A 20,367-nucleotide genomic window follows, 5' to 3' on the forward strand; every position below is an offset into this window, starting at 1 on the left:
GGTTGTTCCTTGGAGATGCTTTTGATTCAACAATATTCGCTCTAGCCGGGGTTGGAAATGTCTAAATGAAAACGCGTTGAAAATGCAAATGATCGCGGGCGATGATGGGAACAAATAAAAACGGCCCCCCGAAGGGAGCCGTTTTTTAGTTTTGGTTATAATTCAGCCTTAGCCCAAAAGCTTCAAAGCCAATTGTTGTGACTGGTTCGCCTGACCCAGGACTGACACACCCGCCTGCAACAAGATGTTATTTCTTGTCATCTCGGACGTTTCTGCCGCCACGTCAGTGTCTCTGATTCGGGAATTCGCGGCTGACAAGTTTTCATCTGCGATCAACAAGTTATTCGATGTTGATTGCAGACGATTTTGTAGCGCACCGAAGTTCGCGCGAATCGCGTTCACCGATGTCAAAGCGGAATCGATCGTACCCAGGCTCAATTGAGCACTTTCCTTGGTCCCCACATTCTCTGCCGTCAATCCCAGGGCATCGATGGAGGCGTTGGCCGCGCCAGCGTTGAAGCTGATACGGTCGCGGAAAGCGTCGTTGTTTACGCCGACCTGGATGTCAATCATCCCACCAGTACCGTTAAGTAGTTCATAACCATTGAAGACCGTGGATTCAGTAATACGCTGGATCTCGGATTTCAGCTGTTGATACTCAACGTCCAAAAACTTTCTTTCTGTTTCACCAATTGTGTCAGAGGAAGCCTGTACACCCAACTCTCTCAAACGAATGAGCATATTGGAAACTTCATTCAAGCTGCCTTCTGCGACCTGCACAAGGGAAATACCGTCGTTGGCATTTCGGTTGGCCTGTCTCAAACCCCGGATTTGTCCTTTGAGGTTTTCACTGATCGCAAGACCTGCAGCATCATCAGCGGCCTGATTGATTCTCATTCCAGAAGCCAATCTTGCCATTGATCTGTTTGCGTTGATGTTAGTCATATACAGATTTTTTTGTGCATTCAACGCTGCCACATTGGTACCGATTCTTAATCCCATTCTATCCTCCGTGCTTCATATTTCTTCCTCCGTGAAAGTGTGCCATCCATTGGCATAAGGCGCGATCCGTGCACCTGTAAAATTAATATTCGGAACTTGCGATACAGTTCCCTGCTTACTTTTCGGAAAAATAACACAACTGCTCGAGTCCAGTTTTTGTCTTTTCTTTTTTATTTTTTGCTGAGGGAAATTTTTTTGAAAATTCGGTCGCTGCGACAGAAAAATGCAGCTTTGAAAAATGGCGGACAAAGTCACCCTTGATGGGTCTTCGTCAGAAGAAAGAAGCATTTCACATCCGCCGTCACAGGCTGAGTGAAAAAAATGAGGCCGCCGTGAAAGACGGCCTCGTCGCAGGAAACAGATCAAATTGTCAGCTCGTTTTACAGAGCTCGGGTCGTTACACTTGAGGGTGATCTTGATCAGTCAAGATCGGGAACCTGGGTCACTCCAAGGATTAACCCTGGAATGACTTGTTCAAGAGTCCAAGTGCTACGTTAGCTTGGGAATTCGCTTGTGCTAGGACGGAAGTACCGGCTTGCAACAAGATGTTGTTCTTGGTCATTTCAGATGTCTCTTCAGCTACATCCACATCTCTGATACGAGAGTTAGCGGCTGACATGTTCTCTACAGACACCTGGATGTTTGAAACTGTAGATTGAAGACGATTCTGAATCGCACCGAAGTCTGCGCGCATTGCGGAGACACTCACGATCGCCTGGTCAATCGCCGCCAAAGCGTTCTGTGCAGAAGCTTTGTCAGATACTGAGGTCAGGTTCACACCCAAAGCTGCAGAGTTTGCATCGGCTTTGGAAGCGTCGAAAGAGATACGGTCGATTTCAGGATTATTTCTAGTACCAACTTGGAAGTCCAGGATGGAACCCACACCCGCCAGCAACTGAGTTCCGTTGAACTCTGTACCTTCGGAGATACGGTCGATCTCGGAAACCAACTGATCGTATTCCACGTTCAGGAACTGTCTTTCTACAGGACCGATAGTATCGGAAGCTGCTTGTACGGACAATTCTCTCAGACGGATCAAGATCGAAGAGATCTCGTTCATGGAACCCTCGGCCACCTGGACCAGAGAGATACCGTCTTGAGCGTTTCGGGATGCTTGTTTCAGACCGCGAATCTGAGCTTTCAAATTCTCAGAGATCGCTAGGCCGGCGGCATCGTCACCAGCTCTGTTGATGCGGAATCCTGAAGCGAGCTTTTCCATGCTCTTATCAAGACCGATCTTCGTCCCCCAGAGAACTCTCTGAGCATTCAACGAAGCACTGTTCGTATTAATTCTGAGACCCATGTTTCCTCCTCCTTGAAGATTTCCTGAGTTTCGATCCTTGAAACTCTGGTGCACCTTTTTAGTGCCCTTGGGCGGTTCATTTGCTTACCTTACTCATCGGAGTCCCCAGAAATTCCTAAAGTGATACGTCTCATTTTTTTACATTTCTGGACCGAGGGCTTGTATCAACCACCCCCGCCCCGCCACCCAAAATCAAGGCTAAATAGCTATTATCAATGAAGTTTTTTCAAACCACTTCGCCGCAGCCTGTAGAGGCAAAAACCCTGTATCTAGCCCTTGGTCCTGTATCAAACAGGCATATCTAGGCAAGTGCAAAGACCTCCTTTATCTATAGATGAAGCTGTTTGACAGCCCCCATGAATGACAGCTAATTGGATTCACTGCTAGGAGACCCCATGGAAATTCGCGATCCCGTTCACGGCTCTATTTACTACTCTGAACAGGAAGTCGCCGTGCTTGATACGGCAGAATATCAGCGCCTAAGAGCGATCAAACAACTTGGTTACGCCGAGTTCAGCTTTCCCGGCGCGACTCACAACCGCTACATTCACTCTGTCGGCGTGGGCCATCTTGCCGGTGAAACATTCGATGCGATTTTCCGCGTTTATCCATTCTCAAAACCATCAGTAAAAACCCGCTTCCGTCAGGTGCTGCGCCTGGGAGCTTTGCTTCATGACGTGGGCCACGGTCCGCTGAGTCACACCACCGAGCAAGTGATGCCGCATTTGTCAGAGCTGAACATTCAGCTTTACAAAGAACAAGAGCAATACGGCGAAGAAGCGCACACAGTGATGAATCACAACCGTCGTGCAAATCACGAAGACTACACCATCAAGTACGTCACAGATTCTGCGATCTCGGAAACCCTGCGCACCAACTTCCCTGACATTCAACCGATTCACGTGGCGTGCCTGATCGACAAGGCCCTGCACTGCCCGGATGACTTCTTTGTCGACAATGGCGTCGACTTCCGCCCGATCCTGTCCCAGCTGGTTTCCAGTGAGCTGGATGTGGACCGTATGGACTACCTTGAGCGCGACAGTTATTTCTGCGGCACGAACTACGGTAAAATCGACCTGTCCTGGCTGATTCAGAACATGACCTTCCACCGCCGTGAAAACAAAATGTATCTGGGCCTGAACCGCCGTGCGCTTTACTCGTTCGATGACTTCCTGATTTCCCGTCACCACATGCACTTGATGGTTTATTGCCATCACAAAAGCATCATCTATGAGGAAATGCTGAACCGTTATCTGACTTCACCGGACTGCACGTTTGTGCTGCCGGGGGATATCAACGAATACACCAAGTACAACGATTATCGTCTGCACGAACATCTTTCCGGAGCCAACAATCCGTGGGCACAACGAATCGCGCAAAGAAAACCGTTCAAGGTTCTGATTGAGCAGCACAACACGGCGGAATCGGAAAGCCCGGAAGCCATCAAAAAAGCCCTGGAAGCTGACGGAATTGAAGTGATCCGCACCAGTTCCAAAGCACGTCTGTCCAAGTACCATACGGCTTCCCCGGAAGAGCGTGCTTTGCAGATTTACGTGGTGGATCAGTATGACCGCTGGGCGCAACCGTCCCCGATCAATCAGACGACCGAGATCTTCCAACGCTATGAAGGCGCTCGTATCATCGACCGTATCTATGTGGCGCCGGAAAATCTAAAACAGGCAGAATTGATTCTGAAAAGCCTGAAGCTGTAAGCGGCCCTTCTCAGGCCGCCGACTTCTAGTTTCGGAAAGAAAAAAACATCTTTAAAAGAACGATCGTGACAAAGGCCAGACCCAATAACTTGGGAAAGGCCTTTTTCCATTTTGAGGGGAACTTGCGGATAAGTTTCACCACTTCAAAGGGCCCGACATCCGTCACCGGAATATGCGCCAGCATTTCAGGAACAGATCCCATGTAAATCAGATAGTCCACGCCGTCACGCTGACAGGCCATCAAATACGCAGGCCCGCGTCTGTAGATCGCCTTCACTTCAGAAAGATCCAGGTCCAAAGTTGCCTTGTTCCAGAAATCCTTCAGCGTGTAGTGAGGAATAAAATCCCACCACTGAAACATCGGGGAATGAGGAGTGATCTTGATTTTACCTGTAGCCTGCATAAAAAACCTAACTTAAGGAAATTACCTGACCGTTCACCGCCGCACCAAACTGGCTGACCAGATAAGTAACGGTGTTGGTGATTTTCTCAGGCTCAGTGATGCGCAAGTGCGGTTCTTTCACCCTTAAAGTTTCAACCGCTTCCTTGATGGACTTGGCCTCCGGGTGCATTGCCAGGATGAATTCTTCAGTCAAACCCAGTTTCAGCACGTTCACGGTGATATTGTGTTCAGCCACCTGTTTGGAAAGGCTTTGCGCAAACGGCACCAGCGCCCCACGAGTACCGGCCAGAATCGGATCAGGGTAAACTTCGTTCAAAAGATATAAAATACGCCCGCGCTTGCGGTTTTTCAGGAAATTCAAAACCGCATGGGTCAGCATCACCGAAGCTTTGAAGTTATGCTGAATTTCATCATCCAGATAATCGATGCTGTCGCCAATCTTATAGCGGTTGGGTTTATTATAGGCCTGAGCATCAATAAACAGATCCACACTGCCGAACGAATGGGCCGCCGAGCCCACTGCATCCTTGATGTCTTCCGCGGTCTTCATCGGGGACTTGATTCCCAATGCCCGGCCAAACTTGGGATTGATTTCACGGGCATCATTGATCTGATTGCAGAAACGCTGACTGGCATTGTTGTCAAAATCCAGCAATACACAATCAGAACCCATTTGGGTCAGACCCATCACCAGACTTTGAACGGTTGAAGTAAAAGGTCCAACGATCAGGGCTGTTCGTTCACGCAGATTAAACTCCATCAGATCCTCTCGATGATGATCGCAATACCCTGACCACCGCCGATACAAGCAGAGCCCAGAGCATACTTGGCATTGCGGCGATGAAGCTCATACACCAGGTGATTCATGATGCGGGTGCCGGAGGCGCCCAATGGGTGACCGACAGCAATGGCACCACCGTTAACGTTGGTTTTTGCCGGATCCAGTTTCAATTCTTTTTCAACCGACAGATACTGGGCCGCGAAAGCTTCGTTCACTTCCACCAGATCCATCTGATCCAGAGTCAGTCCGGCTTTCTGCAACGCCAGACGAGCTGCTCCCGCTGGACCAATACCCATGATCGTCGGGTCACAACCCACAGAAGCGTAGCTCACGATACGGGCCATTGGTTTCATGCCCAGTTCTTTGGCTTTGGATTCGCTCATCAACAACGAACAAGCCGCACCATCGACAATCCCGGAAGCCGCCGCCGCCGTCACGATCCCGTCTTTTTTAAAGACCGGTTTCAGCGTCGCCAGTTTTTCCAAAGTGGAATCTGGTTTTGGATGTTCATCTTTTTCAACAACCACAGTGCCTTTGCGGCCTTCAACTGTTACCGGGCAGATCTCCTGCTTCATGAAACCTTTTTCAACCGCGGCATGGAAGCGCTGCTGGGACTGGATGGAATACTTGTCGGATTCTTCGCGAGTGATTCCATATTTTACCGCCAGGTTTTCAGCGGTGATTGCCATTGGCATTTTTGCGTAGGCGTCGGTCAATGCGGAAGTCATCAAGTCTTCAAGTTCGAAGTTCCCCATGCGCATGCCATCAAAGCGAACTTTGCGTGCGACATATGGAATCTGGGACATTTGCTCTACACCACCGGCCAGAACCGCTGTGGCTTCCCCACACTGAATCATCTGCACAGCGTTCACCCAGGACTGGAAGCCGCTGCCACACAGACGATTGACAGCAAAAGCACCCACTGCGACCGGCACTCCCGTTTTCAAACCAATATGTCTTGGAAGATAGGCTGCATCCGCACCGGACTGAACCACGTTGCCAAAAACCACGTGATCAATCTTGTCTGCAGATAGACCGGCTTGTTCCAGAGTCGCTTTAGCGGCAGCGACACCCAGATCCGTTGCTGATACATCCTTCAAGGAGCCGCCGAAGGCTCCGAAGGGAGTTCTTTTTCCAGAGATAAATACGATTTTTTCCATGTCCTAAGGGTAGGACGCTTACCAGGACCAGGCAAGGCCAATCATCGACAGACCCTGTTCTTTATTGGCTTTGTGACTGACAACCAGATCTTTGTTGTTCATGACTTTGTCTTTGAATTGAATATCGGTTGCCGAAGCTTTCGCATCATAATTGACCGCAGCTTTTACCCAGCCGGAATATTCCACTTTCGCCAAAGCCTGGAAGGCTTCCACACGGAAAGAGAACTTGTGACTGACTCCGCGCGGAGTTGCTGCTGCCACCACCACGTCAGTTTTCAGTTTTTCCTGGGTTTCTTCCACCGCACGGCCCAGAAGGCTGTTTTTAATGACCGGAGAATTGAACCACATATTAAAACCACGGTCAGCAATTCGGCTCATCACGGAACCGGTGCTTTCGTTGCTTTGAATATCCAAAGGAATGATTTTAGCGACGTCTTCTTTGGTGATTTTAGGGGTGACTTTATCTTCAGGAATCACCAGGGGCTTCGTGGTACGCAAGTCCACCTTGGCCCAGCAGGCACCTGAAAAACCCATCATCATTAGAAGGCAAGAAACTAGAAGTCTCATACATACCTCCTCTTACAAAGAGCATTCCACCCAAAGTGGCTCCAGTCCCTTTAAAGGCGAGATAATAAGCAAATAACAGCAGTAGAGCGGGATGTAAGACTTAGGACGTCCAGCGGCACTTCACATGACAACTAATTGTCAGCCAGTCGATGGACTTGTTTCAAAACGATTCATCTGCGCACCGGTTTTGCATCTATGGTGCCTGAACTTGTGGGTCCTAAGATTTCAGTCAGCGGGTTTGTTGTGATTTCAAGAACTTAGATCACAGCCGTCCTGCTGACTGGCTCAAAACGACACACAAAATTAGTTACTTGTCGAAAAGTTAAACACTGGAGACTCTATGAAACTCAAGAACGTTAAGTGTGGCGTAATGGCATTTGCGCTAACAGCGAGCTTCATCGTCCCCCAAACACCTCAACAGGTGTGGGCGGCTGGAAGCACATCAACATTCCCGCTGAATTTATTTGGCGATGACGACAACAGCGATACAGGCCTGGGTTCGACATCTCCAACCATTCCTTCCACTGGAGGAAACAACGGCGGTGGTGGCAGATCCAGCTCAAGCTCCAGCACTTCAAATTCGAGCGGCTCACAGCCACGCTCATCCACGACAGTAAAGTCAACTTCAACCACGCCGGGCAAAATGAATGCGGCGAAGGTTCCTGAAGCTTACAGCTGTCCTTTGTTCGACAACAGACCTCACGCAGAACTTATTTCTGCTATCGACTCCCTTTCCAAAGAGGTGAAAGCTTCTCCGGAATGTACAGGCAGTCCTTCTGCAAAATCTTTGGAAGACAACGGTAATGCAATCAAAGAAAGCATTTCTGCTCTTCAAAAACTGATGACGGCACAGGATCCTTCCCAGGTGAATGTGAACTCCATCGAATCCACAATGGCGTCAGCTTTGACGGCGGTGGGTAACCTGGGTGACATCGTCAACAACAACAACTTCCTGAATTCCAAGTGCGGTCGTCAGACGATGTCCACTGGTAAAGTTCTGCTGGCACTGAATGACGTGATCAACGGCCTGGCTCCATACGCTTTGTTCGCGGTTTCCATGAACGCGGCTTTGGGTCCGGCACTGCCATTCGTTATCGGTGGTGCGGTTGCAACCAGCGGTATTTCTGCGATCGCGAAAATGATTGATCAGAACACTCTGGACATGAGCAATCCTGAACACCGCAAAGCGGTTCTTCAGAACACCTGCCAATACACGAAAGTGGCGAAAAAAGTTCGTTTCATGCAACTGGCTCAATCCGGCAAGATCGAAAAGATCACTCAGGAACTTGAAAAGAACGTGGATCTTTACAACGCGAAATTTGCCAAGCCAACAGGCGAACTGGCAAACCTGCTGAAGTATAAGGATTCTTCCGAGAAATATCTGTCCGCTGTGGGCGTTCAATACACCAGCGACAAAGCGGATATCACAACGGTTGAAGAACAAATCCTGAGCAACAACGACGACCTGATGGTTTGTACACTGGCTAACGAGCTGGTGAACTGGGGTGCGGATGGCAAGACCTTCCCGTCTTCTGCAATCCTGAACCTGGAGCGTGCGACAGTTCAATCGGACCGTACAACAAAACTTCAGGCTTTGACGCTGAAAACGCTGCACACGAACTCTATGAAACGTGTTGCTGAATACGCAGCGAAATCCGGTGACAATGAAGCGGCTTTAAAAGCTTGTGCGCAGACCGGTCGTTCCTGGATCCAGGGCATCCGTCAGGCTGTGAACACAACTGGCAACGTGGTTGCCAAATCCAAGTCTGATCTGGAAGTTCAACTTTCCACCAACGCTGATTACCGTCAGTGGAAAGCTCAGTACACTTTGATCGAAACAGAAAGAACCACGATCAAACGTGTTGAAAAAGCGATGCAACAGTTGTCTCAGGACAATTCCATCATCGACCGCTCTGAGCTGGCTCAGCGTATGGTGAACCTGAAATCCGGTCTATTCGGTTCCCGCAGCGCTTGGGGCTTCGGCAAACCACCGGTTCTGGCGTGGATCAACCACACTAAAACCATGCATGACCAGGCTGTTTCCGGCTTCATCGCCAACATGAAAGCACTTCGTGCTGGTTCTTACAGCCTGACTGACGCTGGTTTGGGTAAAGCCTTTATCATTACTCCAGCTGGTGGTTACTATCAGGATCCGGTTATTCAGGCGGCAAGCCAGAAGATCAGCCAGAACCTGTCGAACTTCACTTTGGATCAGTTGCCAGTGGGTTCCCGTGAAAACGAAATCGCGTGTCAGCAGCTTGAATCCGCTTGGTTGGATTGGTCTGCAGCGATTGACCATATCGGTGCGATCCAGTTCTTCTGCGATATGATCGATCCGGTTTTGGATGTTAAAATGGATTCGTCTGTTGTGACTTCCTGCCGTGGTAATGCTCAGTTGAATGGCCGTGGCTACGTTAAATCCACAGTGGATCTGGCGAAGCAGGTTCTAAGCACCAAGGGCTATCAGAACGAAGCTACATTGGTCAGCAAGAAGCTGAAAGAGCTTCAGTGCCCAATGCCCGCTGTTTCCGTCATGAATCAATAATTCGAGTTTCTTAAATTAATGCCAAGTGAAGGGTCTCTGCAAAGAGGCCCTTTTCTTTTTTAAGGGAAGATGGAAACACGCTCCGAGTTCAACTGAGCGACATCCAGAATATCCTGACGACTCAGCCCGGCCTGCGCCGTGCGTATCACCACCTGCACCCCGGCACGAACATAGTCCTGCAAGTCCGCTTTCAAAATGACCGAGTTCACATTATAGATAAACGGCTTTGCCGCAGCCAAAATCAAAAGATCCGCACGCGACAAACCCGAACTTCCCGACATCACCACCAACTGAACATTGGCGTTTAAAAGAGCGACCAAGTTGTCACGGGAAAGACGACTGCTATCGACATACAGCACATAGGTGCCCGCCGCCGCCATGTCGATAAAGTCCTGACTGGTATAGCTGGTCTTACTGACTGAAAGCCCCATATTCACATTGGGATTGGAAAGCATTGAAAGCAGTTCGGCCTTACCAATCAAACTGACTTGATTCTGGCAATAAGTGATACGCGACACTTTCGCGATCTCAGTCACATCCGTCGCCGTCATATTCGAACCCGAATTCTGCTGCAAACACTCCGAAAACTGCGGCGGCAACGCAGCCAGCACCGAACTAGAGACCAAGATCACCAAGACAAAAGCAAAGCCCTTCATAAGCACCTCACACCTTCAAGTGTAGTGCCTACAAAAAATCATGGCTCAATAATTTCACTGATATTTGCCAAAGCCGCACTGCTTCGGAAAAGTAAGCAGGTACCTTTTAAAAGCGAGGGACGAGGAACCGTTCAAAAAGGTCCAGCCGCAAGGCGGAGGACCGCCCTCGCAGCGCAGGCGTGCTCCAAGCACGTCGAAGCGAGAAAGCCCGCTGACAACGCAGTCGGATGGGCCTTTTTCAACGGTTCCGGCTTATTCGTCTAGGATGTAGTTGATTGGATCTACGGCCGTGCCGTTAATACGCACTTCGTAATGCAAGTGCGGGCCTGTTGAACGGCCGGTATTACCCACTGCGCCGACAACGTCCCACTTGTTCACACGCTGACCCACTTGAACATAGATCTGTGACAAGTGACCGAAACGAGTGGTTACACCATAACCATAATCGATGGTGATCAGCTTACCGTAAGATTCATCGTAACTGGCAAAGACGATCACGCCGTCAGCCGGAGCATACACAGGGGACCCCGGAGCTGCCGCGATGTCCAGACCCGCATGCAAAGCGGTCTTACCCGTGAACGGGGACACACGATAACCGAAGCGCGATGTGATCCAGCCCTTGGCCGGCTTCATGTTCGGTGTGGAATTCAACAAGCTCTGGCGTTCGGAAAGACTTTCCCAAAGATCGATGACACTTTGTTCTTTCAACTGGGTTTCTTTGACGGCCTTGTCGATACGGACCACCAAAGACGCATAGTCCTTATCCGCATTTTCGTTGGCAAGTTCACCGGCCTGATCGTTCAAAGGCTTTTTGTTGGCAAAGACCTGATCCTGTTCTTCCAGAACGTCGGCGCTTTCACGCTGTTCCATCGGTTCGTATTCTTCCACTGGCTGACCGGCAGCAGGCTTTGGACCCATGGTCAGCTTGGTGATACGGTCGTCGGCATCGACGTTGGTGATCAATTTCAGCTTGGTGGTGAAGGTCTTCACACGCTCCAAAGAGTTTTCCAAAGCGCTGACTTTGCTTTCAACCACCTGGAACTGTTTGATCAGCTGAGCATTTTCAGCTTTAAGACGTTTGTTTTCCATGGCCTGCAGAAGCAAACCGAAATAATCCACCAGACCAGCGGCGAAAATGATGATAACGATCGCGGAAATAAAAGAGATGGCTTTAAGCCAGGCAGCCGAGAGCACAAGCTTACGGGTTTTCCCCGTCTGATTGCTCACAATAAACAGCGTGACCTTCTTTTTATCCAAACCTTGACCCCTACTTAGATGTCTTCACCAGAGTTATTCGTGAAAATGCACCAGCATCACTGTGACGTTGTCATCTCCACCATTTGCCAGGGCTTGTTCTACACAGGCTTTAACGGCTTTGTCAGGTGTATTTTGATTTAAAATCTCAGAAATTCTTCCATCTTCCACCAGGCCCGACAGACCATCGGAGCACATGAGGAAAATTTCCCCAGGGAAGATCTCGCGCTCAATGATATCAGGATAAACTTCGCGCTCATAACCCACACTGCGGGTGATGACATTTCGCCCCACAAACTGGCGCACCTGCTCTTCACTCATCACACCGGCACGCAGCTGTTCATTGATCAGAGAATGATCTTCCGTGATCTGCCACAGGTTCGGACGCTTGAACAAATAACAGCGGGAATCACCGACATTTCCGACATAAAGGTGTTTGCCGCGGATGTAAGCCATCACCATCGTGGTGCCCATGCCGGCAAGCTCGGGACGCTCGTTGGCGGCCTTGTCAAAGATGCGTTTTGAAGACTCTTCGTAAGCGTGCAAAATCATTTCGCGCGGCGATTTTTTTGCAGCTTCGGGCTGAAGCATGATTTCTTCAACCGTCTCCACAGCCATGCTGGAAGCGACTTCCCCGCCCATATGGCCACCCATTCCATCCGCCACGATAAACAAACCCAGTTCCCGATTAATCAGGCAGGAATCCTGGTTCGAATCACGACGAAGACCTTTATCTGTCAGATACCACGAGTCAAATTTCATAGTTGTATCATTTTCACCCACTACCGACAGAAGAGTCAAAGTCTGGCCCTAGACTTGGGTCGCAATCTTTGAGTCCGGCTCACCATCTTCTCAATTTCAAGTGTCATAATACCGATAGAAAGGGGTGAGGTCTTATGAAGAAGTCACCGACTTTCAGAAAATATATTGTGCTGTCCCTGCTTCTGCACTTTGTGGTCGTAGGAGGCTTTTACATCACGAGTCTGCTAAAAGAAGAAGCCCCCCTGAAAGAGACTGTCAGTATTGATTTTCTGACGCCGGAACAATTGCAACAATTTGCCCAAGCTGAACAAGCCCTGCAAAAGAAGGCTTTGCAGGTGCCTGCCAATCAGATTGTAGAGCAAAGTGAAACCTCTGCGAATGAGGAAGAGGTCGACACGCGCTTCCTTTCCGCCAAAAATCAGAAGGTTAACAAGCAAACTATCGCCGTTGAACGTGGTCAATTCCAGAACACCAAAAAAGACCAGGCTGTAAAATCGGGTCCAAAAGGCGATGGCCGCCAGAAAAATGTGGCCAAGTCTGAAGAGTCCCAGAAACAAATCGCCAAGGATCTTTTCAAAGGTTTTGATGCCAATGAGGCCATCGAAAGACAGAAGGTTGCTGACCAAAAAACTGGACTGGGTGAAGGTCGTGGCACCGGTGAACAAAACACCGGAACCGGCGCTGAAGCCAGCCAATCCAATGATTATATTAAAGACGTTGAAGTGGGTCTTGAGACTTTGCTGAACACTCGCGAGTTCAAGTACTACTCTTACTACAACCGCATTCGCAAACAGCTGTCCCAGCACTGGGAAGGCCGCGTGCGTGATAAACTGAGCAAAATGTTCAAAGAAGGACGTGCTCCAGCTGCTGCCAATCAGGATCGCATCACAAAACTGATGATTGTTCTGAATGACAAAGGAACCCTGGTGCGTGTTCAGGTTCTGAGTGATTCTGGCGTGCAGGATCTGGATGACGCTGCCATCGAGGCCTTCCGCGCTGCTGCTCCATTCCCGAATCCGCCAAAAGGCATTGTGGAAGGTGACGGCACTGTGAAAATCCGCTGGGACTTTGTTCTGGAAACCTAAGCTCTTTTCGTGAGGCTTTTTCATTAAAAAGCCTCTGCCGACTTCCCTCGTGCAAATCACTTCGCTTCCTGTTATGACGGGCCTATGCAATCCACTTCTGCAAAGCCCAACACTCCCTTCGCATTACTGATTCTTCTGCTGGCCAGTCTGACGGCTTTCGGCCCACTTTCCATCGACATGTATCTGCCGGCGTTTCCGGCGATTGCAGAAAATCTGAATGTGCCTTTGTCTTCCGTGCAGATGTCACTGGCCTCTTTCTTTATCGGCCTTGCCACCGGTCAGATTTTCTATGGTCCGATCACCGATCGTTTCGGGCGCAAAAAACCTTTGTACGTGGGTTTGGGAATTTACGCGTTGGCGTCTTTGGTGTGTGCATTCACCAAAAATGTGGAGATGCTGATTTTGTTCCGCTTCCTGCAGGCTCTGGGTTCCTGTGCGGGCGTGGTGATTTCACGTGCGATCGTGCGTGATTTGTTCACTCACCAGGAAACCGCTCGTGTGTTTTCACTTTTGATGCTGGTGATGGGGGTTGCTCCGATTCTGGCTCCGTTCTTTGGCGGTTACATTTCTGAGTTCTTCGGCTGGCGCGCCATCTTTGCTTTGATGGTGATTATCAGCACCTCCTGTATCGTGATGCTGGCCATCTTCCTTCCTGAGACACATCAGCCGGATCAACGGGTGCATATCAAAGACTCTTTGAAAAACTATGTGCAGATTATCAAAGACCGCCACTTCATGGGTTATGCTTTGGCTGGCGGTGCCGCTCAAGCGGGATTGTTTGCCTACATCACAGGCTCATCGTTCGTGTTCATCAACCTGTTTGGAATTCCGGCGAAGAGCTTTGGTTGGGTTTTTGGCTCAAACGCCATCGGCCTGATTGCCTGTTCACAAATCAATGCCCGCCTGCTGAAACGCCTGAGCTATGACGTGATCTTAGAAAAAATCTTTGTCGTTCTTGGGGTGCTGGGCGCAATCCTGGCTATGGCCGGGATCTTTAACTGGGGCTTCTGGGGTCTGGCAATCCCGTTATTCCTGTTCATCGCGGCCCTGGGCATGACCTTCCCAAATGCCACCGCGGGCGCCATGGCGACACAAAGAAAGGCAGCGGGCAGTGCCTCTGCCCTATTGGGAACTTTGCAGTACGGGATTGCGGCGCTGTCGTCGGCGGCTGTCAGTCGTTTGCATGATGGCACAACTTTGCCGATGTGTGCGATGATCGGCTTCTGTGGCGTGCTGGCCTTGGCACTGCATCGTTTGTTGGTGAAAAAAACCGTCTGATCGTCTGCGGGCACATTTCCCCGGTTGCAGGGCACTCTGCCCTGCCTTGTTTCGTGTAACTCAATTTAAGCCGAACACAGACAGCGCAAAACTTGCATCCACGGCCTTCTTATCCATCAAAATTGATGAAGAGGAGGTCCTCCGTGAAGCATCATCCAACCAAACCCGTCCCTTCCGCAGGCAAACCCACACAAAAACGCAGCCCCCCGTTGCATGAAACCGGGCGACATCAAAAACCATCAAAACCTGAGGTGGGCCGCGTACAACACACTCCCGAAGGCACCATAGAGGAAAGCCACGAAGAACAGGCCCCCTAAACTGAAAAATATTCATTCGGGGCTGTGCAGGGTGCAGCCCCTTCGTCCTAAATAGAGCCAGAACTCTTGCTGCGGGGCTTAAAGGCATGGACTCCTCCTCTGTAGAGTGCTAGTTTGCAGTCGCTATAAAAGACTGAAAAAACTTAGGAGAACCACGTGGATAACACTAATCTCAAAAACGCAAAACCTGAGGTTCTGGACTCTATCGCGAGACGCGCCCATTACCTGGCTACCCAGATGATCTGGCAAGCCAATCACCGCACCGACAAAGAAAAAGGCGACCCAAAAATTGGTGGTCACCCGGCCGGCTGCGCAAGCTCCCTTCACATCATGGGTGCGCTGCACCTGTTGGTAAAATCCGGTTTCGATCACATCGCGAACAAACCGCATGCTTCCCCAACAGATCACGCTTACAACTATCTTTTGGACAATTTGCTGAAGTCCGATCTTTCCAAACTTTCTTTGGAAGAAGCCAACCAGGCTATGCACGGTCTGCGCAAGTTCTCCAACGGTGACGAATATGTGTTCCAGTCCTACCATTCTGCGTATGACCCGGATCAACACAACTTCTTCCCGTCTGGTTCCGTGGGCATTCCACCTGTTGAGGCCGGTTACATGGCTTTGGCTTACCGCTATGCTGCTGAACACGGTTACGATGTGCCTAAAGACGCACACTTCTGGGCTGTTTGCGGTGACTCTGAATTCCGTGAAGGTTCCATGTACGAAGCGGTGCCTGACTTCTCTGAACGTGAAATCGGCAACCTGACTTGGATTCTTGATTACAACCGTCAATCCCTGGATGGTCACCGTCTGGTGAACAATGCGATTTTGGGTGGTACGGATGCAGACCGTGTTGAAAGAACAATGGCTGCCAACGGCTGGGAAGTGATCCAGGTTCGTCACGGCGGCAAGCGTGAAGCTTTGTTCGCGAAAAAAGAAGGCGAAGCCTTCAAAAACTTCCTTGAAAAAGAACTGACTGATTACGACCTTCAGGCGTTGCTTTTGGTTCATGACCTGAAGCTGCTTAAAGACACTTTGGCCAAGGACTATCCGTCTCTTAAAAAATTCCTGACTGCGACTGCGGACCAGGACGTTTACGAAGCTCTTCGTGATTTCGGTGGACACGACATGATGGCCCTGGCCAAAGCCATGATGAAATCCAAAGAATCCAAGCGCAAGCCAACCATCATCATCGCTCACACCCTTAAGGGCTGGGGCTTGAAAGCGGCGGCTCAGCAGGGCAACCACTCTTCTCTTCCACACGAAGATGAAGTTGAAGAACTGCGCGCAAAACAAGGCATCACGGGCAACACCCTTTATGCTCGCTTTGATGACAAATCCGTTGAAGGCAAATTCCTTTCCGCTCGCGGCGAGAAAATCTATGCTGACATCAAAGCTCAAAATGCACTGAAAGCAAAAAATCAGGATTACTTCCTGACTAAACTTGCTGAGTTCGGCGACATGCCATCTTCTTTGGAAATTAACACGAAGATGACAAGCTACCCGCACACGCAGTGGATGCTGGGTCAATTGACTGCGAAACTGACTCGTATCTCCAACACCTCTTTGAATGAGTCTGAATTGAAAGCGGGCCAGAAAGCCCTGACTGACAATGAAAAACCATTCAAGCTGCCGGGTGAATTGTTCATCTCCATGGCTCCGGACGTGGGCACTTCCACGAACTTGAATCCAGCGATGGATGGCAAGATCTTCGGTGCTCAGGAAGTTCAGGACATCGAGGCTGAGCTGGGCGTAAAAGACGGCAAACTTCCGGATCTGGTTCCTGGTGAAGACGTTACGGATCGTTTCCTGCGCTTTGAAATCGCAGAAGGCAACGTTATGTCCTGCGTGGGCGCATTCGGAAAAATGCGTGATATCGTGGGCGTGCCAATCATCCCATTGATGACCGTTTATGACTTCTTCCTGAAACGTGCACTGGATCAGTACTTCTACAACCTTTACTGGAAGTCCTCTTTCATCTGCGTGGGCACGCCATCAGGTGTGACACTTTCTCCGGAAGGTGCTCAGCACGGTTGGAAATCTGACGTTCAGATTCCAAATCAAATCACTTGGGAACCATACTTCTGCCAAGAGCTTGACTGGATCATGGTGGATGCGATCCGCAGACACGTATTGAACGACAACGCAGGCCGCTCCGGCGTATTGCTTCGTCTGGTGACTCGTGGCGCAGAACAAAAGGACTTCACGAAGTATCTTTCCAAACAAGCCCGCTTCAAAGTGGGTCTGGAAGGCAAACTGTCCCGCGCGGAATTCCCGGTGGCGGGCGCAGTGAACGAAGAAGAAGTGGCAGCGATGAGCGAAGCAGAAATGTTCGCCGTTGTTCGTGAAGACGTTCTGAAAGGTGCGTACTTCCTGATTGATTACCGTGGTTACGCAGGATATGAGCCGGGCGACAACGTGATCAACATCTTCGCAATGGGTGCCTTGGTGGCTGAAGCCATGAAAGCTTCCGAAGCTCTTCTGGCTCGTGGTATCTATGCCAACGTGATCGTGGTGACTTCATCTGATTTGTTGACTGGTATCCAGGCGCACGAAAACGATTACCATTATCTGCGCAACGAACTGGGCATCAATGCGGATCTTTACCTGAAAAAAGCAGAAGAGATCTCTACTGGTGATCTGATCACTGTTGCGGGTCGCCGTGTTCCTGTTGTCAGCGTTCACGATGGTGAAGCAGGTCTGTTGGATAACTTGGGTTCTATCATTGGTGTTCGTCAGGAATGCCTTGCGGTTCGCAAACACTCCAAGTGCGGTCGCCCTTCTGAGATCTTCAAGTATCACCACCTTGACGACGCTTCGATCGTTGAAGCCTGCGGCAAGGTTCTTTCTGAAACCGCTCTTGAAAAAGTCATGGTTTCTGAACAGGCATTGGGCGAAGCAAACCAGGCTTCCCACAAAGCCGCTCACTGGACTGATTTGTGGCCATCCGCAACTCACAGCCAGAAACACTAATGCGCAAAACGCAAAAACAAGAACTCCCCTTCGATGGGGAGTTCTTTTATTCCCGCAGCAAACGTTTTGAAGAAGTCGTCTTTTTCGTTCACTTCTTCGAAGGCAGCAAAAAACAGCTGCTTCGTCACATCAAGCTCGTCAATGAAATGGGTTTTGATGCCTTCGCTTTCAATCTTACCGGCACCCACAAAGATCTGACATCACTCAAACTGCCAATCAGCTCCAAAGGCGGATTCGGGCTTAAACATATCTATGCTGATCAGATCGAAACCCTGTTGAATCAGGTGCCCGGCAGAAAAATCATCTTCTCGTTTTCAAATCCCACGGCTTCGGCAATTGAAGCCATGGCCCGTCGCAATTGCAGCGACACCGTGGCATTGGTGTGTGACAGCGGACCTTCCGGAAAGTTCATTCCGTCGGCTTACAACCTTTACACGCACGAATACAAGATCCGCCCTTTGCCACTGCGTCTGGCTTTGACCCCGGTGCTGAGTCTTGCCTGGAGTCCGTTCCTGCACAAGGATTTGGACAAGGATCTAAAGACCTTCCCGCAGGGCTTTAAGATTCTTTCCATTCGTGGCTGGAAGGACCTGCTGATTCCGCCGGATCACATCGACCACGTGTTTGAACCGCACACGAATCTGGATTGGACCAAGCTTTCCCTGCCCGAGGCGGGTCATTTGACTGGATTGCGTGATTTCAAATCCGAATACGCGCCCACGCTGGAAAAATTCCTGAACAGTGTCGCAACCCCTTTGACATGATCTTTGATCCGCAAAACCCTTTCCCCCTGATGCCCCTGACGGACTATGCCTATCACGAAGCCCAAGCCCATGCGGCATTGGTGGACGACTGGCTGGGCTTTCAGTGCCTTGAGGTGGAAAATCAAATCCGCGCCCTGCCAAAAAACGCGGGCGAACATCAGAACTGGGAACACCTTTCCCTACAGGCTTTTCAAACCCCTTACTGCGAGATTCACAACATTCTGGATCTGTTGCAGCCACAACCGGGTCAACACATCGTGGATCTGGGATGCGCTTATGCACGGATGGCCTTTGTCCTGCATCGCCACTATCCCGGCTGCCGCTTCACCGGCTTTGAGCTGGAGTCTTTGCGTGTCCATGAGGCCCAACGGGTTTATTTCCATCACACGGGAAAGAATCTGAATGCGCTATCACAGGATCTTTCAACCACCGATTTTATTCCCCCGGCGGCGGACATTTATTTCATCTTTGATTTCGGCAATCAAAGATCCGTTGAGAAAACCCTGAACGACCTGAAAGATCTTGCCAGACGCCAGTCCATCACTGTGGTGGCCCGCGGAAAATTGTCCAGATTCTGCATTCACAAGGATCACCCTTGGCTGACGGCCATTCAGAATCCCCAGCACTTCGCGCATTTTTCCATCTACCGTTCCTGATTTGCACTTACACAACAAGCTTTGGTTTTTGTAGCTGAATCCGGCCGCATTTTCTATTCTGGAAATCCTGGAGGGGACCCATGAAAATGATTTTGCCATCAGCACTGCTGCTGACTGCCGCCCTGTTTGCCTTCGCTGAAGAATCTTTGGCAGGCTGGGGGTTCGGAAAACGAAATGTCGGCTACATTTACGAAACCAGTTTTTCATCCATGGGATGGCGTTATCTGTCCCTGCTTGAAGACAAAAGCACGGATGATCCCAAAACCCTGGAATCATCCCAGCGCAATGCCTGCTACAAACGCTATGGCACCATTATCAATGACAACACTTTGGATATTCGCATCGCCATCGGCTACTTCGACTGGACAACCGGAAGCAACGTGCATTACGCCGGGCGCAGTTACGGCGTCAGTCCTTCCTTGGACATCGGTGCCTACGAGGCCCTGAAAGATCTTTTGACGTCTTCTTGCGGCGGCAAGGCCCGCTTCTGCGGCTTCCGCAAAGATCCGCAGAACAGTTCACTATTCACTCGCGAAGTCACCATCCATGGAAAAAAGATCCTGGCCCGTGTGGAAATTCGCTTTTCTTCCGCGACTGAAATTCTGTCAGAAAACCTGGGAAGATACCGCGATACTCAAAATCAAAGATCTCGCTATGCGGATGACTTTTTCACGCGTTCTTTGCGGGAAGCCGACGCCGTCTTTTACTTTGGGCATGCCCGTAACGGCGGGGGACCTGATTTCTATCCTCCCGTTTTTCTTCCCGGCACAAACAAGCTGAATTACAGCGGCTATTACAAAGCCAAGCGGCCTGGGTTTAACAAGATGCTAAATGCACTGGATTCTTCCCGTCAGGCCCCGGTGATTGGGCTGATGGCTTGCGCTTCCCGCGACCATTTCCTGCGCCGCACGCGGGCGGTGGCGCCAAATTCCGGAGTCATCAGTTCTATGGATGTATTGAACGTGGACTATGTCTATACCGCGATGATCGGCGCGGTGGATGCTTTGTTGCGCGGTCAGTGCCAAAAAAGCTTTTATCAGTCCATTCGTATGACCAGTGGCAATCAGAAGTACATCACCATGGATGGAATGTTTGAATAAACTCACATCAGGCCGGAGCAATGTCCGGCCTTGATTTGCAAATCAGCAA

Annotated in this window: 17 protein-coding genes; 8 read left to right on the plus strand and 9 right to left on the minus strand. The window is 50.1% G+C overall.

Annotated elements, in window-relative coordinates; translation table 11 throughout:
• Nucleotides 1-168 precede the first annotated feature (168 nt).
• Nucleotides 169-1,002: a flagellin N-terminal helical domain-containing protein gene (locus AC04MQ_RS01235; protein ID WP_015089592.1), complete on the minus strand. Its 834-nt coding sequence runs from the start codon at nucleotides 1,000-1,002 to the stop codon at nucleotides 169-171.
• Nucleotides 1,003-1,456: 454 nt separating this feature from the next.
• Nucleotides 1,457-2,305, minus strand: coding sequence for a flagellin N-terminal helical domain-containing protein (locus tag AC04MQ_RS01240; protein WP_011162997.1), 849 nt, complete (start codon nucleotides 2,303-2,305; stop codon nucleotides 1,457-1,459).
• A 395-nt stretch (nucleotides 2,306-2,700) separates the two neighbouring features.
• Here AC04MQ_RS01240 and AC04MQ_RS01245 point away from each other — a divergent pair, with 395 nt between their 5' ends.
• Nucleotides 2,701-4,017, plus strand: coding sequence for an HD domain-containing protein (locus AC04MQ_RS01245; protein WP_015089590.1), 1,317 nt, complete (start codon nucleotides 2,701-2,703; stop codon nucleotides 4,015-4,017).
• A 25-nt stretch (nucleotides 4,018-4,042) separates the two neighbouring features.
• Here the strand turns inward: AC04MQ_RS01245 and AC04MQ_RS01250 are convergent, their stop codons facing one another.
• From AC04MQ_RS01250 to AC04MQ_RS01265, 4 genes are read right to left on the minus strand one after another with little or no spacing between them, the layout of a single operon-like run.
• Nucleotides 4,043-4,420: a hypothetical protein gene (locus AC04MQ_RS01250; RefSeq protein ID WP_015089589.1), complete on the minus strand. Its 378-nt coding sequence runs from the start codon at nucleotides 4,418-4,420 to the stop codon at nucleotides 4,043-4,045.
• Between the two features lie 7 nt (nucleotides 4,421-4,427).
• On the minus strand, nucleotides 4,428-5,180 hold the full coding sequence (locus AC04MQ_RS01255) for an SDR family oxidoreductase (RefSeq protein ID WP_475390702.1): 753 nt from the start codon (nucleotides 5,178-5,180) through the stop codon (nucleotides 4,428-4,430).
• Entirely contained in the window at nucleotides 5,180-6,361 is a 1,182-nt protein-coding gene (locus AC04MQ_RS01260; protein ID WP_475390704.1) for an acetyl-CoA C-acetyltransferase, read from the minus strand. The genes AC04MQ_RS01255 and AC04MQ_RS01260 overlap by 1 nt, the downstream gene beginning before the upstream one ends.
• 18 nt (nucleotides 6,362-6,379) lie before the next feature.
• On the minus strand, nucleotides 6,380-6,928 hold the full coding sequence (locus AC04MQ_RS01265; protein ID WP_041576859.1) for a hypothetical protein: 549 nt from the start codon (nucleotides 6,926-6,928) through the stop codon (nucleotides 6,380-6,382).
• A 340-nt stretch (nucleotides 6,929-7,268) separates the two neighbouring features.
• Between AC04MQ_RS01265 and AC04MQ_RS01270 the strand changes: the two genes are divergently transcribed.
• Nucleotides 7,269-9,473 (plus strand): hypothetical protein, encoded by a 2,205-nt coding sequence (locus tag AC04MQ_RS01270; RefSeq protein WP_041576857.1) that lies wholly within the window; start codon nucleotides 7,269-7,271, stop codon nucleotides 9,471-9,473.
• 59 nt (nucleotides 9,474-9,532) lie between these two features.
• Here the strand turns inward: AC04MQ_RS01270 and AC04MQ_RS01275 are convergent, their stop codons facing one another.
• From AC04MQ_RS01275 to AC04MQ_RS01285, 3 genes are all read right to left on the minus strand, one after another.
• A complete protein-coding gene (locus AC04MQ_RS01275) occupies nucleotides 9,533-10,129 on the minus strand; it encodes a hypothetical protein (RefSeq protein WP_475390706.1) in 597 nt (198 codons plus the stop codon).
• Nucleotides 10,130-10,381: 252 nt separating this feature from the next.
• Nucleotides 10,382-11,386: a M23 family metallopeptidase gene (locus AC04MQ_RS01280; protein ID WP_015089582.1), complete on the minus strand. Its 1,005-nt coding sequence runs from the start codon at nucleotides 11,384-11,386 to the stop codon at nucleotides 10,382-10,384.
• 33 nt (nucleotides 11,387-11,419) lie between these two features.
• Nucleotides 11,420-12,145 carry a Stp1/IreP family PP2C-type Ser/Thr phosphatase gene (locus AC04MQ_RS01285; protein ID WP_041576855.1) on the minus strand — a complete coding sequence of 242 codons (726 nt, stop codon included), beginning with the start codon at nucleotides 12,143-12,145 and terminating at the stop codon, nucleotides 11,420-11,422.
• A 134-nt stretch (nucleotides 12,146-12,279) separates the two neighbouring features.
• Here AC04MQ_RS01285 and AC04MQ_RS01290 point away from each other — a divergent pair, with 134 nt between their 5' ends.
• The 6 genes from AC04MQ_RS01290 (at nucleotide 12,280) to AC04MQ_RS01315 (ending at nucleotide 20,318) form a co-directional block, all read left to right on the plus strand.
• Entirely contained in the window at nucleotides 12,280-13,230 is a 951-nt protein-coding gene (locus AC04MQ_RS01290) for an energy transducer TonB family protein (RefSeq protein WP_475390709.1), read from the plus strand.
• A gap of 84 nt (nucleotides 13,231-13,314) precedes the next feature.
• Nucleotides 13,315-14,508 carry a Bcr/CflA family multidrug efflux MFS transporter gene (locus AC04MQ_RS01295; protein ID WP_417862560.1) on the plus strand — a complete coding sequence of 398 codons (1,194 nt, stop codon included), beginning with the start codon at nucleotides 13,315-13,317 and terminating at the stop codon, nucleotides 14,506-14,508.
• A 473-nt stretch (nucleotides 14,509-14,981) separates the two neighbouring features.
• Nucleotides 14,982-17,798, plus strand: a complete 2,817-nt coding sequence (locus AC04MQ_RS01300) for a pyruvate dehydrogenase (RefSeq protein ID WP_475390711.1) — start codon at nucleotides 14,982-14,984, stop codon at nucleotides 17,796-17,798.
• Nucleotides 17,798-18,562: a hypothetical protein gene (locus AC04MQ_RS01305; protein ID WP_015089577.1), complete on the plus strand. Its 765-nt coding sequence runs from the start codon at nucleotides 17,798-17,800 to the stop codon at nucleotides 18,560-18,562. The genes AC04MQ_RS01300 and AC04MQ_RS01305 overlap by 1 nt, the downstream gene beginning before the upstream one ends.
• A complete protein-coding gene (locus AC04MQ_RS01310) occupies nucleotides 18,559-19,218 on the plus strand; it encodes a class I SAM-dependent methyltransferase (protein WP_015089576.1) in 660 nt (219 codons plus the stop codon). The genes AC04MQ_RS01305 and AC04MQ_RS01310 overlap by 4 nt, the downstream gene beginning before the upstream one ends.
• Before the next feature lie 80 nt (nucleotides 19,219-19,298).
• On the plus strand, nucleotides 19,299-20,318 hold the full coding sequence (locus AC04MQ_RS01315; RefSeq protein ID WP_015089575.1) for a hypothetical protein: 1,020 nt from the start codon (nucleotides 19,299-19,301) through the stop codon (nucleotides 20,316-20,318).
• Nucleotides 20,319-20,367: the final 49 nt, after the last annotated feature.

The sequence above is a fragment of the Bdellovibrio sp. MYbb2 genome (assembly GCF_056175685.1).

Bases quoted from the DNA above. Each gene is read 5' to 3' on its own strand.
- AC04MQ_RS01250 (WP_015089589.1), bottom strand. From the start codon at position 4,420: ATGCAGGCTACAGGTAAAATCAAGATCACTCCTCATTCCCCGATGTTT.
- AC04MQ_RS01265 (WP_041576859.1), bottom strand. From the start codon at position 6,928: ATGAGACTTCTAGTTTCTTGCCTTCTAATGATGATGGGTTTTTCAGGT.
- AC04MQ_RS01305 (WP_015089577.1), top strand. From the start codon at position 17,798: ATGCGCAAAACGCAAAAACAAGAACTCCCCTTCGATGGGGAGTTCTTT.
- AC04MQ_RS01275 (WP_475390706.1), bottom strand. From the start codon at position 10,129: ATGAAGGGCTTTGCTTTTGTCTTGGTGATCTTGGTCTCTAGTTCGGTG.
- AC04MQ_RS01315 (WP_015089575.1), top strand. From the start codon at position 19,299: ATGAAAATGATTTTGCCATCAGCACTGCTGCTGACTGCCGCCCTGTTT.
- AC04MQ_RS01295 (WP_417862560.1), top strand. From the start codon at position 13,315: ATGCAATCCACTTCTGCAAAGCCCAACACTCCCTTCGCATTACTGATT.
- AC04MQ_RS01260 (WP_475390704.1), bottom strand. From the start codon at position 6,361: ATGGAAAAAATCGTATTTATCTCTGGAAAAAGAACTCCCTTCGGAGCC.
- AC04MQ_RS01255 (WP_475390702.1), bottom strand. From the start codon at position 5,180: ATGGAGTTTAATCTGCGTGAACGAACAGCCCTGATCGTTGGACCTTTT.
- AC04MQ_RS01245 (WP_015089590.1), top strand. From the start codon at position 2,701: ATGGAAATTCGCGATCCCGTTCACGGCTCTATTTACTACTCTGAACAG.
- AC04MQ_RS01285 (WP_041576855.1), bottom strand. From the start codon at position 12,145: ATGAAATTTGACTCGTGGTATCTGACAGATAAAGGTCTTCGTCGTGAT.
- AC04MQ_RS01290 (WP_475390709.1), top strand. From the start codon at position 12,280: ATGAAGAAGTCACCGACTTTCAGAAAATATATTGTGCTGTCCCTGCTT.
- AC04MQ_RS01240 (WP_011162997.1), bottom strand. From the start codon at position 2,305: ATGGGTCTCAGAATTAATACGAACAGTGCTTCGTTGAATGCTCAGAGA.
- AC04MQ_RS01270 (WP_041576857.1), top strand. From the start codon at position 7,269: ATGAAACTCAAGAACGTTAAGTGTGGCGTAATGGCATTTGCGCTAACA.
- AC04MQ_RS01310 (WP_015089576.1), top strand. From the start codon at position 18,559: ATGATCTTTGATCCGCAAAACCCTTTCCCCCTGATGCCCCTGACGGAC.
- AC04MQ_RS01235 (WP_015089592.1), bottom strand. From the start codon at position 1,002: ATGGGATTAAGAATCGGTACCAATGTGGCAGCGTTGAATGCACAAAAA.